Origin of the sequence: Aeromonas sp. QDB54 (genome assembly GCF_027707385.1) — a bacterium.
Lineage (GTDB): Bacteria > Pseudomonadota > Gammaproteobacteria > Enterobacterales > Aeromonadaceae > Aeromonas > Aeromonas hydrophila.
This window is the reverse complement of the sequence record NZ_JAPCIT010000004.1, coordinates 42,485-55,619: the sequence shown is the minus strand read 5'-3', so window position 1 is coordinate 55,619 and position 13,135 is coordinate 42,485. Positions and strand designations below refer to the sequence as shown.

The window sequence follows — 13,135 nt, the reverse complement described above, 5'->3', positions numbered from 1 at the left end:
TGCGCGCTGCAGCGCTTTTATTCTGGCTGCGGCAAGCGCAGATCGGCGCCATCCCAGCCCAGCGGCAGGGTCAGCAACTGATCGATCAGCTCCCGGCGATCGGATTTTTCCAGATAGGCGAGGTAGAGCGGACGACTCAAGGCCTGGGCGCCTTCCACCAGGTGCAGGCGACCCTGTTCGAGGAAGGGGCTCACCATGCGCCTTGGCAAGTAGGCGGCGCCACCGTTGGCCAGCACGAACTGCAGCGCCATGTTGGCGGAGCTCGAGTGCAGCACCGGGGTCTTTTGCAGGCTCTGCAGCCGGCTGGGCTGGGGTTCGAAGCTGGTGCCCCAATCCAGATGAATGTGTGGCATCTGCATCAGGCTGTCGGCGTTTGCGGCGGCATCCCGGCTCACCAGCTCGAACACCAGCTCGCCGATGGGGTGCAGGGCAATCTCGTCGATCTTGGTCGGCTCGGAGAGCAGGGCGAGATCGAGGGAGCGCTCCAGCAGCTGGCGGCACAGGTGCTCGCGGGAGGCGGTTTCGAGCCGCACCGCGAGGCCAGGGGCCAGAGCATACACATGGTTGAGCCAGTCATTGAAATCGAGCTCCCAGAACACCGCGGGGGCGCCGATGGCGAGCTGCTGGCTGAAACCGGGGGAGAGGGCCACATCCTGCTTGGCGCGGCCCAGGGTATGCAAGATGGCGTCTGCGTAGGGCAGCAGACGCTCACCGGAGGCGGTCAGGCGGATGTTGTTGCGATGGCGGGCAAACAGACTGACCCCGAGTTGCTGTTCGAGCTGGCGGATCCGAAAGCTCACCGCCGACTGGGTCAGGTAGAGATTTTCAGCTGCCCGGCCGAAGTGCCGGGTCTTGCTGACCTCGATAAACGTCCGAAGCAGTTCGGTATCCATTAATCGATGGACTCGTCGCTGCCACCACCGCTGCCACCTTCAAAGCCGCCACCACCGGTTTCCTCGTTGGCACCGCCGGCGACGGTGCACAGCCGGTGCACGCGCTTGGGACCGATCACCTTCAGATACTTGAACCACACCTTGGCGTGGGGGTTGCTGCCGGCGGCGCCGGATTTGACCTGTTCGATAAAGGCGCTTTCTACGTCATCGCGCGGCGCCAGGTTGCCCTGATAGAGCGCGAGCATGGCGGTGCCGTATTTTTCCAGACTGTCCGCTTCGGCCACAGTGAATTCGCCACTGCGACGCAGGCCACGGGGAAAATGTTTGAAGTCGTTGAAACGCTTGTCTGATTCGAAGCTCATAGTGCTCTTTTTCTGGTTAGTTTGACCTTTGCGGGCAAGTATCATCAGGCCGTCGCAGAGTGCAAAATCAATTTTTTCACTATATGGATAAATATCTTTAATCGAAAGCGGTTTCGCCATGATCCAGTGGGTCTGAGCCGGGGGGAAGAGCAAAAAAGTGAGAAAAAAAGCGGAGTTATGTCAGGTTCTGTAAAGGTTCGAAGCTCTGGTCAGACGACATTTGGCTAAAAATAAAGCGCCATTCGGCGCTCTATTTTGTTGTATTCATGAACCAAAGCGGGAGGTTTGGTCTCGATGGAGACTCACTCTATCATGGCTGGCTGAGCCAGGGTGTCGGCACGCCACAGACGGTAGCGCACTTCATACTCCTGCGGTACGTAGAGCACGAACGGCAGCTTGGAGTTGTAGTTCACGAAGAAGCCCTGACCGTAGATCTGGACGAAGGTCTCTTTCTTCTGGCCATCCGGGCAGGCCATCAGGGTGCTGATGGGATCGGACACCTTGCCGAGCATCAGGTAGTTGTAGCCCCAGCCTTTGACACTGTGCTGTTCCAGGTTGCCGGCAAAGCGCGGCACATTGCAATCGACCATCATTTTCTTGCCGACCTGCAGCTCGACCATCATGTCGGCTTCGTTCTCGACTTCCGGCAGGCGGATCACCACACGTTCCTGGTTCACTTCGGCGGCCGGGAACATGCTGATATCAAATTTTTTCGGTTCGGCGGCGAAGGCATGGCCGCCCAGCAACAAGGCGCCCAGCAGGCTAAAACGCAATACGGTTTTCATCTGTACCTCATGGGGTTGGTTCAACGCCGCTAGACTAACCGCTCTGCCCGTTTCATGCCAGCGATCTGCTACGTAAAAACTGCGTAAAATGACGCAGATCCGGCACACAATGACGTGTTCTGGCTATTTTCTGACAGGACGGAAGAGAGGCTAAGCGACAGGCCGGGTGCCAAACGCGGGTGGCCAGCCGGGATCCTGTGCTCATCGGGATCCCCTGGCCACCCGGCTTCATCAGCGCACCAGCAACACCTGCTTGGCCCAGGCGCCGGGCGCCCGCATGCCGACGGCGCCGCTGGTGATATCCAGATAGGCGACCCCCTTGCTGGCCGGTACCGGGGTCGAGGACCAGAGATAGACGTAGCCGTCGTTCACCTCTTTTCCTTCACCGGCCATGGCGCGGGGGAAGATGGTTTCGTTGAGCGCCGGCTTGTAGCAGGCGGACTCCAGCACGCTGGCCAGCTCCTTGATGGTGGGCAGGTGCCAGCCGCCGTGGCCGCCGAAGTTGTAGAGGGCATGGCTCGGCTCGGTGCGGATCCGCTCGGCGGTCAGCAGGGCCTGCTGCCAGTAAAGCCGGGTCGGTTCGCCTTGACAGCTCTGGTTGCGCCAGGTCTGGCCGAGCTGGCAGCGCATCCAGGTCAGGCCGGTGGATCTATCCGTGACGGTGCCGTTGCCGCGGTCGATGAAGCGGGCGGTGGGGCTGGTTCTGGGCATGTTGTCATCACAGATGGCGGTGGCCAGGGCGAGGGGGCTGCCAAGGGTCAGCAGCAGGGTCAACATCAAGCGGTTCATCGGGTTACCTCCGCCACCAGTCGCAATTGCAGACCGTTGGCATCATCGCTGTTTTGAACTGTGGTGGCGTAGTCGGTGCCGGCGTCATCGCCAAGGAAGATGTGGGCAATGGCGCTGATGGGGGCGCTCTCCAGCCGGCGCGAGGGGGTCAGGGTCTGGCTCCAGTAGTAGCCGCTGAAATCCTTGCTGGTGGTGCCGACATCGGGGAAGTAGCGCACGTCCATGCTCACCGGCTGGTCGTCCTGGCGGGCGAGGGAGCCGTAGTGCTGCAGGCTCATCAGCTCGCGCGAGTGGGGCATGCGCCAGCTGGTAATGCCGCACAACTGCTGGGCGTTGAGCCACTGGCGGTACTGCTCCGTGGTGCAGATGGCTTCGCCATCCGGGCAGGCGTAGTCCAGTTCTTGCTGGGTGGGGTGATAGTCGCCAAGCTCCCAGGCGAAGGTACGGTGCAGATCGCGCGGGCTGGCGGGATCATCGAGCTTCTTCTCCCAGACCAGGCCGGTGTTGAGATCTTCCACGCACTCCCAGACGGGGGCGTCATCAGCCAGCGGCTGGCCCTTGCCATCCAGCTTGCGATAGTGCAGCGGCGCCTTGTTGAGGCTGGCCTCCTGCCCCGGGTGATCGGCGGGCTCCTGGGTGAGCAGGTAATCGACCCCGTCCGTGTAGGTGGTGACGCCACTGCCGGTGATCAGTGGATGGGAGTGCTGTTGCAGCAGCCGGGCGCTGACGTGCTCCTGCTGGCTGGCCAGCTCGCCGTGCAGGGCAAAGTGGCTGGCCAGCTCGGGCAGCAGGCTGCCGATGGCAGGCCACACCAGCATATGCAGGGTGGCGGTCGAGAAGCCCTCCTGCGCCTTCAGATCGGTCTCGACGACTGCCTGCAGCAGCTGGCCCAGCGCCAGGTTGAAGTCGCTCAGCCGGGAGAGGGCGGCCAGATCCTGGTCCGGTTGCAGCGGCGCCAGCGCACTCAGCAGCTGGTCGAGGGCTTGCCTCGGGGGCTGCCCCTCGGCGATGCGGTATTGCAGCAGGGTGCTGAGCGGGCTGGGGGTCAGATGCTGGCCGTCGAGCCGGGCGGCGGGGTGCAGCAGCACGGGGGCGGCCGGGTTGCTTGGTAAAAACAGCAAGGTACTGGTCAACAGCGCCGGGGCGCTGCCGCTCAACCGGTGAGTACCGGCCGCGCCGCTGACACTGGGCTCCCCCGCATCACAAGATGCATTCTGGTTGAGGTTGACGCAGAGGGTGCCGGCTTCGGGCAGGGTCACGGTCAGGCTGTAGTCGGGGGCCGCCAGCGGCGCCTCGTCCGAGCCGCCACCGCCACAGGCGGTGAGCAGGGGGGCCAGCAGGCAGGCCAGGCGGGAGTAATGTGGTGTCATCTCTTGTCCTTGGGGAGGGGGCCTTGGCCCCCTCTTCTTATATATGGGATGGGGTGGATTCAGGTGCGCTGGCGCAGGCGGCGCCAGAGCGTCAGCGGCAGCAACCAGAGCAGGTTGGCTGACCCGCCGCCGCTGCCGTCGTCCACCTGGAAGTGGATGATGCCGTCATCAGGCGGAGTGACCGGCTTGCTGCACTGGGCGCCGGTGCGCTGGCTGATGCTCCAGCCGTTGATGCGGCCCCGATTGCCGGGCTTGCTGTCCACTATCTCCAGGGTCCAGCGGCCGGCCAGCGGCTCCCCTTCCAGCGCGCTGAAGGGCTGCAGGGGCAGCAGCTCGGTGGGGAACACCCCCTTGAGGCGCGGCAATGGGCTGTAGCCCTTGTTCCAGATCTGGATGCGGGTGCCGGAGGGGGAGTTGAGCCAGATCTCCAGCTCATCGAGCGCCGGGTGTTGCAGATCCAGGTTCAGTTGCAGCCGGTCGCTCACCCTGGCCTCGCTGTTCTCTATCAGCAGGCTGGTTTCACTGAGGCCACGCACCTCGTCGCTAATGGCATCGCTCAAGGTGAGCGGCTGGCCGCTGGCACGGCTGACGATGGGGGCGCCGATGGGCAGGGTCAGCGACTGCTGCCACTGGCGCTCGGTCGGGCTGGTGCCGCTCATGGCGAGGCTGACCGGCAGCGCTACCTCGTCGCCACAGGCGAGCGGGCTCTGGGCCAGCAGGCGCAGGGTGGTGGTCATGCTGGCACCCGCCGCGAGGGTCGCCGGTTGCCAGCTGTAAGGATCGGCCTGCAACCCGGTTGGCAGGGTGAGAGCCAGCTCATTGAGGGTGACCGGCGCCTTGCCCTGGTTGGTGAGGGTCAGCTGCACCGACTGGCGCTGCCCCAGCTCGATGACGCTGCCATCACTGAGGCCCACATTGACCGGAGCCTGCAACAGGCCATGCTGGCGAAACGCCTGCTCCAGCAGCCTGGCATAAGGGCGCGCCGGGTAGAGCCGGGCGGCGGTATCCACCGTGATGCGGGCCAGTTGCGGCATGCGGATGGCCGGGCCGAGACCGAAGTGGGACTCGATGATCAGGCGATCAAACTCGTCCCGCGCCCCTTCGCCCTGCTCGGCGACCGCGGCCAGCAGCGCCTGGAACAGCGGGGTGCCCCACAGCTGGTCGCCATTGCTGCCGTTGATGGTGCGGTGGGCCGGGTAGTTGTAATCCGGGTGGTAGCGGGCGCGCAGATCGTCCAGCTGACGTGGGGTGCGGTCGGTGAAGCGGGCATCCCAGTTGAACACCATGGCGGGTTCGAACTGGCGGCCGGCTTCGCTGCGCTGGCGGTGGCTGGCGGCCAGGTAGTCGCTAAAGCCTTCGCCGATGGCGCCCCAGTCAGCCTCGTCCCCGAGATCCGGCACTATGTGATGCTGCACCGCATGGCCGAACTCGTGCCAGATGACCATGGGATCCTCGGCATCGGGCACGCCGCTGCGACCCAGCTCCAGCCGGCGCTCGAACGGATCGTAGAGGGAGTTGTCCTGATAGCCGGCCTCGGTGTCGATGTCGAGCGCCCCCGGAATGAGATCGACAAAGCCGAGGCGCTTGAGGTGGCGCTGGGCCAGATCCAGGTGGTAGTAGGCGTTGATGTCGGCAAAGCCGCGATCATCGCGGGTGAGACGAAACGCCTGCGGGTTGTCGGCGCTGAAGGGGGCGGTGTCCGGCTCCATGGCATCCACCACCCGGGCGTGGGGGCCGCTCAGCAGATAGCGTCCACCCGCCAGAGTGACCGGCAGCGGCACCTTGTCCTGATAGGCGGCGTCCGCCAGTTGCAGGGCTTCGTGCCAGACCAGGCTGGCATCGCGCAGCTGGGTACGGGGATCCGGATCGAATACCCGAGCCTCCAGCTGGGTGTCGCCGGCGTCGGCGACGCGGCTGGCCTGGGTGGTGGCGGCATCCATCCAGCGACCGAGCTCGCGGCTGCCGTCACAGCTGGCGAAGAGCTGCACATAGCTGGCCTTGGCGTTGCCCGCCTGATGCTCGCGCACCCGTTGGCGCAGGGCCGGCACCAGGGTGTCACCGTCGCGCCAGTACCAGGCTTCGACCGGACCAAGGGTGTCGATGTCGCTGCCGCCATCGCGCAGCTGCTCCAGCAAGGGATCCAGATTGCCGGCGGCGTCGCAGCCGGGTTCGTGGCTCTGCAGCGGCCGGCTGTTGTGATAGATGCGCCAGGGCTTGCCTGTTTGATCGACGCTGACGGCGGCCTGAATGGTGGCCACCGGCAGGCCGTTGACCAGCTGGCGGAAGCTGTAGTGATGGCCGAGCAGGCTGGCCCGCTCGTAGTCGGGGGCCAGGCTCACGCCAAGACGCTGCTCGAGCCACTGCTTCGGCGTGGTGGTCAGCGGTTGCTCATCGACAAACTGCAACTCGGCCGCCAGCAGCGGCTGGGAGAGCAGGGTTGTCGCCAGCCAGAGGGCCAGGGAAGAGGGTTTCATGGTTTACTCCAACACAAAAATGAGAAAAGGGATCACCGGCCGACTCCCGCCAGGGTGAGCAGGAAGGCGTACTCGCGGGCCGCCTGCTGGCGCGCGTTGCCCGGGCTGGTGCGGTGGCCGCCGTCGAGGGCCGTGCTGAGCAGATAGGGGCCCGCTCCCGTGCTGTGTTCCCGCAGGCGGGCCACCCACTTGAGCGGCTCCCAGTAGGGCACCTGACTGTCGTACAGCCCGGCCGTCACATAGACGGGGGGATAGGGGGCCGCATGTAGGTTGTCGTAAGGGCTCAGGCGGCGCATGGCAGCGTAATCGGCGGCAATGGCCGGGTTGCCCCACTCGGCGTACTCCTGGCGGGTGAGCGGCAGTTCGGGATCGCTCATGGTGCCGATGAGATCGACGAAGGGCACCTGCAGCACGGCCCCGGCGAAGCGGGTCGGTGCCTGGTTGAGGGCCGCCGCCACCAGCAGGCCGCCGGCGCTGCCGCCCATGGCAAACAGCCGGGCGGGGTCGATGGCGGGATCCCGGGCCAGCGCATCGGCCACGGTCAGGAAGTCGTCCACGCTGTGCTGCTTGTGGCGACCGCGCCCGGCCAGATACCACTCATCCCCCAGCATGCCGCCGCCGCGCACGTGGGCGATGGCGTAGACGAAGCCGCGATCCAGCAGGCTCAGCACCTGCGGCTGGTAGTAGGGGCGCATGGGGGTACCGTAGGCGCCATAGCCGTAGAGCAGCAGCGCCTTGGGGGTGTGGATGTCCTTGCGCCACACCAGGGAGACCGGCACCTTGACGCCATCCTTGCCCACTACCCAGCGGCGCTCGCTCTGGTAGGGGGAGGGGAGGGCGGCCTGGGTGTCCGGCAGCCAGCGGCCGCTGGCGAGATCGAGCAGGCGCTGGTGCGGCGGCTCGGCCATGCCCTGGCGGCGGATCAGGATCTGCCCGCTGGCGGGGTCGTGGGCGCCCTGGATCCAGGCCGTGCCGGCCCCCTCGGTCAGCAGCAGACGGTGGCTGAGCCGGCCGCGGCCATCCAGCACGTCGAGCCAGTCATCCCCGTGATGGCGATACTGCAGGACCGTATGGTCGGCAAACAGGCGCCACTTCTCGAGGCTCCTCTGCTCGCCAGACCAGAGCAGTTGCCACTCTCCCTTGGCCACCTGGCTCAGGTCGGCCACCTGATAGAGGCCGAGGGCACCGTCCCGGTTGCTCTTGAGCAGCACCCGCTCCCCCTGGGTATCCAGGTAGTACTCAAGGCCGGCCTGACGGGCCTTGAGCAGAGCAGGTGTGTCCGCGTCCAGCAGGTACTGCTCGGCGCTGTCGTGGTTATTGCTCTGCAGCAGCAGGTGGCGTCGATCCGTGGTGCGATAGAGGCTGAGCAGCCAGGCAGGGTCCGCCTCCTGGTGGATCTGCTGCTCCTTGCCATCGCGCCAGGCCCACAGCTGCCAGGGGCGCAGGGTGCGAGGTTCGTTGGCGATGGTGTAGAGGGTCTTGCCATCCAGGCTCCAGAGCAGATCGCTGGCCCGGTGGGTCAGGGTGGCCAGGGGCTTGCCGTCGACCAGGTCGAGCAGGGTGATGCGGTAATCCCGATCGCCCTGCAGATCTTCGGCCAGGGCCAGCCAGCGCCCGTTCGGGTGCAAGGCCCAGCTGGCGAGCTCGTAGTAGCCGCTGGCCGGCTGGCGGGCTGCCAGCCGTTGGCGGGGCTCAGCCTGCTCGCTATCTCGCTGCCACAGGCTGCCGTCGGCTTCCATCCGCCACTGGCTGCCCGCCTCGCTCAACCACTCTTGCGGCATGGGTTCACCGCGCGCTTGCGCCTGCCACTCGGTCTGCAGGGCCTGCTCCAGCGGCCGCTGCGCGGCGAGCTGCTGCTCGGTCCAGCGGTTCTGCTCGCCCAGCAGGGCCAACAGGGCGGGATCCTGGCGGCTGTCATCGCGCCAGCCGCCATAGGGATCGAGCCGGGCCCGCTCCCCCGGCATAGGCAGCGGGCGGTGAGGGATAAGCGGCGCCGAGGTGGCGACGGCCTGGCTCTGGGTATCGGCAGGTGCAAGGGCGACAGGCTGGGCGGGCGCCGGATTGGCCAGCAGGCTGGCCAGCATCAGGAGTGCGTGCATCAGAGCCCCACGAAGGTGTAGCGCAGGCTGGCGCTCAGGGAGCGGCCCGTCTGGGTGTAGAGGCCCGCATCCGTGCCCGCTTCCAGCCCGGCGACGTCCTGATAGCGGGTGTAGCGGGTGTCGAGCAGGTTGTTGAGCTTGAGGTTGGCCTTGAGGGCGTCGGTGATCTGCCAGTCGGCGGTCAGGGCGAAGCTGAGCCAGCCTGCGGTTTTCAGGCACTCGCCCTGCTGCTGGGTCAGGCTGTTGCCACAGCTGGGCACCCGGCTCATGGCGGCGGCGTAGTCGGCCTGCAGCCCCAGGCTCCAGTCGTTGGCCTGATAGCTGAGGCGGGTGTTGCCCTCGAGCGGGGTGAGGTTGCGCGGCGATTCGCCCTGGCTGGTCTTGCCGTCGACCCAACCCAGCTTGGTGGCCAGCTCCCACTGCTGGGTCAGCCAGTAGCTGGCGGCGATCTCGGCGCCCCAGGTTTCGGACTTGGCGACGTTGCGGTATTGACGCAGCATGACCCCGTCGCTCAGGCGAAAGCCCACCTGGCGCCAGTCGACGAAGTTGTAGTAGCGGTTGTAAAAGAGCGCCGGCTTGATGCTCCACTCATCCCCTTCGCCGCTCACCCCCCACTCGAAGCTGTGGCTGGTCTCCTCCTTGAGGTTCGGGTTGGCGATGATCTCGAACGGCGGCAGGGCAAAGTAGTGGGGGATGTTGCCGTACACCTTGTCGTAGGAGGGGGCGCTGAAACCGTTGGCGTAGCTCAGCCAGCTGCGCCACTGCTCGTTGAAGCGGTAGCTGGTGGCCAGGCTCGGCGAGATATGCCAGCTGTGGTTGCTCTCGCCCCGGCCATCCTGCGGGCTCAGCCACTGCTGATCCATGCGCAGGGTTGGGGTGAACTGCCACTGACCCAGGGTCGCCACGTCTCCCAGCCAGATGCCGGCCCGATCGGTGCGGGCGCTGCTGAAGGGGGCGGACTGGGTGGGCTGGGGAATGCCGGCTTCCAGCATCAGCTTCTCCACCGGTCGCTCATGCCGGGTGCGCGCCAGCTCGATGCCGTAGCTCAGCTTGTGCTCGATGGGGCCGGTGACCAGATCACGGCGGATATCCAGCTCGCTGCCGATCAGCTGTTCGGTGAAGGTGGCCAGCTCCCGCTCGCTGCGATAGCGGGGGTAGCCGCTCAGCTCGTCATTTTGCAGCAGGCTGCGCTTGTTGGCGGTGTTCTTGGCGTAGTTGCCGTGCAGGTTCCAGGTAAAGCGGTCGGCCAGCGGGTGGCCGAGATCCTGCGCCTCCCAGCTCAGCTTGCCGCCTTGGGAGCGCTGGGTGCCGTTCTCGTGATACTGGCGCACCTGCCACTTGCCGTCGGGCTGGGGAATTTCGCGCGGCCCCTGATCCCGCTTGGCATTGTCTTCGAAGTAGTCGAGCTCGAGGCGCAGCAGATGCTGTTCATTGAGGGTCAGGCTGGAGCTGGTGGAAGCGCTCAGGCCATCGAGATCCGCCGGGATGCGGTTCTGGTCGTAGTTGGCGGTCTCGTGCCCCTGCCAGCCGGAGAGACGCAGCAGGTGGGCGCTCTCGCCCCAGCGGGCGGCGCCGGTGGCGCTCAGTTTCTGCTTGTCGCTGCTGCCGTCGTGCAGCACCTTGCTGCTGAGGTAGGCATCCTGCCCCTGCAGGTAATCTTCCGGCTGCTTGGTAGTGATGACCACGGTGCCGCCGATGGCGTCCGAGCCGTGCAGGGCGGAGCCGGCCCCCTTTGCCACCTCGATCTGCTTGACGTCATCGAGATCGAAGCTGAAACGGCCCACCTTGTCGTTGAGGTCGTCGGCGCCGAAGCCGTCGCTGACCCGGACCCCGTCCTTGATGATCAACACCCGGTTGCCACCGATGCCGCGGATGCTGATGTTTTGCGGCCGGCCCGCCGAGCCGGTCACCGAGACGCCGGGTTCGTTCTTGAACACGTCGGTGAGCTCGGTGGCTATCTGGCGCTCCAGATCCTCTTCGGTGATGACGGTGATGGAGCCCGAGATGTCGGACAGTTTCTGTTCGACCCGCTGACCCTTGACGACTATGGTCTCTCGCGCCTTGGGCGGGGTGGTGCCGGAGGTGTCTATGCCGGCGGGATCGCCGGCGGCCAGCGCTGTACCGGACAGCAGCATGGGCCAGTAGTGAAGCAGTGTTTTCATGTTGAGAATAATTATTATTTAAGCCTGAAGGCCGCGGATTATTGCAGAGAGGTCCAGTCAGATCAACGATTGATAATCATTATCATTTTGTTTTTATGATCCTGATCAGACTGCATTTTTTGATGAAGGCATCAGTAGCAACGCGGGCCAACGTTTGCGCCTGCATGGTGCTGGGCGGGCAGACAGGGGATGAAACGGGGGAGGGTGGCAAGGTGTTGGCTGAGGGCTTGGCAGCTGATGCCAAGGTGATATCGGCAATAAAAAAACCCGCTGCAGGAGCGGGTTTTCAAGGGGCAGGAGGCGGCTATCAGGGGGCGCGATAGAAGCGGTTCAGCTCGTTCATCACCTGGATCATGACGCCCATGTCGGGGGTGCCGTGCTTGATGGGGCGGTAGCTGTTTCGCTCCAGCAGCTCGAAGTCACCCTGCTTGTTGAAGTGGGTGATGGTGTTGCCCTGATAGATGGCAAAGTCGCGCTGATCCCCCGCCAGCAGCCAGTTGCGCGGGCTGGTATCGAACAGGTTGCGGCCGATGCTGTAGTCCCGCGGCGCATTGCGCACTCCCAGCATGCTTTGCATCAGGGTCGGCACCAGATCCAGGTGGCTGCTCACCGGGCTCGTCGGCAGGGTATCGTTGCCCGGCCAGGCCAGCACGAACGGTACCTGCACCTGATAGGGCGAGTAGTTGGTGCCATAGCCCCAGCTGTTGTTCTGGGTCTCGTTGAATTCCTGACCGTGGTTGGCGGTGACCACGACGATGGTCTGCTCGCCGAGCCCCTGCTGTTGCAGCTGGGCCAGCATCTGTTCCAGCAACTGGTCGGTATAGAAGACCGCATTCTTGTAGCGGTTCTCCAGCTTCACCAGATTCTCGGCCTGATAGGCGGTGGCCGGGTTGAACTTGGTGAGCTCCGGCTGGAAGGGGCCCTTCACGTTGGCCGGCAGCTGGTAGTCACCCGGGCTCGACAGATAGACCAGCGAGAACCAGGGCCGGTCTGGCGAGCGCTTGGCGAGCCACTGCTGCCAGTCGCCGATGAGCTGGGTGTCATCGGTCTGCTCGGAGACGAACACCTGCTTGCGCAGGCCGGAGAGGATGCTCTGACGGTACTTCTGGGCATCCTCCAGCGCGCCGAACAGGCCGAACTGGTAGTCCTGGCGCAGCATCTCGTCGAACAGCACCGGTGGCGTCTTGTCGTTGCGAATGTCGTCGTAGTAGTGGCCCGGCAGGCCGTAGAACAGGCTGAACATCCCCATCACATCGTCGTTGCCGCCGCTCATGTGGTTGGCAAAGTTGAGGTGCTGATCCGCATAGCGCTGCAGATTGGGCATGTTGATGTTGTTGAGCATGTCGGCCCGCAGGGAGTCGACCACCACGATCAGCAGGTTCTTGTGGGTCAGCGGAGCGTTGACGCTGAGCGGGCGCAGCGGGTAGCGCAAGCGGCTCGCATTGTCACCATCCTGTGATTCGGCCTTCTTCTCGTACTGATCCAGATCCAGCCAGCCGTGCTTGGCGAGGAAGCTCTTGGCGGTCATCGGGTAGGAGAGCGGGAAGTTGGCGCGCTGCATGGTGATGGGCTGATACAGGGTGGCATCGGCCCAGCTGTTGACCACGTGGGTCAGAATGAAGCAGACCAGCAGGGCCAGCCCCACCTGATTGCCGTACTGACGGCGCTTGCGCTTGTTGATCTTGCGCCAGACATAGGCCGACAGCAGCAGCTGCACCAGGAAGATGGTGGGCACGGCAACGAAGATGATGCTCCAGATCGAGCCCTCCTCGGTCTGGGCCTGATCCAGCAGCAACTGCCACACCTGGCCGTTGAGGTGGAACTTGAACAGCTGGAACACTTGGGTGTCGATGAGCAGCAGCACCAGCGCCAGGGTGGCGATGATGGCCGAGATGAAGCGCAGCGGCTTCTCTTTGGGCAGCACGAAACTCAGGGGGAAGATCGTCAACAGATAGGTGACAAAGCTCAGAAACGAGAAGTGACCGATCCAGCTGATGATGAGATAGGTCACGCCGAGCGTGGTCGACGGCCAGCTGATCGCCCCCAGGTAGCGGGTGGCAATCAGCATGGCCAGAATGATGTTGAAGAAGGAGAACCAATGCCCCCAGGTGATCAGGCGAGAAACATTATCACGATAGGGGTTGCCGGTTTCGACCATAGTGATCCATCTGCTTGAAAAACATCAAAGAATGCGAAGAGAC

Annotated in this window: 9 protein-coding genes; all 9 read right to left on the bottom strand. The window is 64.6% G+C overall.

Features of this window, described 5'->3' with window-relative positions:
- Positions 1-17 precede the first annotated feature (17 nt).
- The 9 genes from hdfR to PG881_RS05025 all read right to left on the bottom strand — a co-directional run bounded on the left by hdfR (position 18) and on the right by PG881_RS05025 (position 13,092).
- Positions 18-893: an HTH-type transcriptional regulator HdfR gene (gene hdfR, locus PG881_RS05065; RefSeq protein ID WP_016350308.1), complete on the bottom strand. Its 876-nt coding sequence runs from the start codon at positions 891-893 to the stop codon at positions 18-20.
- Positions 893-1,255: a DUF413 domain-containing protein gene (gene maoP, locus PG881_RS05060; protein ID WP_016350309.1), complete on the bottom strand. Its 363-nt coding sequence runs from the start codon at positions 1,253-1,255 to the stop codon at positions 893-895. Before maoP ends, hdfR begins: the two co-directional genes overlap by 1 nt.
- A gap of 302 nt (positions 1,256-1,557) precedes the next feature.
- A complete protein-coding gene (gene eco, locus PG881_RS05055; protein WP_005299572.1) occupies positions 1,558-2,040 on the bottom strand; it encodes a serine protease inhibitor ecotin in 483 nt (160 codons plus the stop codon).
- Between the two features lie 231 nt (positions 2,041-2,271).
- Complete coding sequence (locus PG881_RS05050) at positions 2,272-2,829, bottom strand: Lcl C-terminal domain-containing protein (RefSeq protein ID WP_270798347.1); 558 nt, start codon at positions 2,827-2,829, stop codon at positions 2,272-2,274.
- On the bottom strand, positions 2,826-4,199 hold the full coding sequence (locus PG881_RS05045) for an Lcl C-terminal domain-containing protein (RefSeq protein ID WP_024943715.1): 1,374 nt from the start codon (positions 4,197-4,199) through the stop codon (positions 2,826-2,828). The genes PG881_RS05050 and PG881_RS05045 overlap by 4 nt, the downstream gene beginning before the upstream one ends.
- A 59-nt stretch (positions 4,200-4,258) precedes the next feature.
- Positions 4,259-6,673 carry a proprotein convertase P-domain-containing protein gene (locus tag PG881_RS05040; protein ID WP_270798345.1) on the bottom strand — a complete coding sequence of 805 codons (2,415 nt, stop codon included), beginning with the start codon at positions 6,671-6,673 and terminating at the stop codon, positions 4,259-4,261.
- Between the two features lie 32 nt (positions 6,674-6,705).
- Positions 6,706-8,772 (bottom strand): prolyl oligopeptidase family serine peptidase, encoded by a 2,067-nt coding sequence (locus tag PG881_RS05035; protein ID WP_270798343.1) that lies wholly within the window; start codon positions 8,770-8,772, stop codon positions 6,706-6,708.
- The gene (locus tag PG881_RS05030) at positions 8,772-10,934 is read right to left on the bottom strand and encodes a TonB-dependent hemoglobin/transferrin/lactoferrin family receptor (RefSeq protein ID WP_270798341.1); all 2,163 of its coding nucleotides are present in this window, start codon (positions 10,932-10,934) and stop codon (positions 8,772-8,774) included. The genes PG881_RS05035 and PG881_RS05030 overlap by 1 nt, the downstream gene beginning before the upstream one ends.
- 307 nt (positions 10,935-11,241) lie before the next feature.
- Entirely contained in the window at positions 11,242-13,092 is a 1,851-nt protein-coding gene (locus tag PG881_RS05025) for a DUF3413 domain-containing protein (protein WP_016350314.1), read from the bottom strand.
- Between the last annotated feature and the right edge of the window lie 43 nt (positions 13,093-13,135).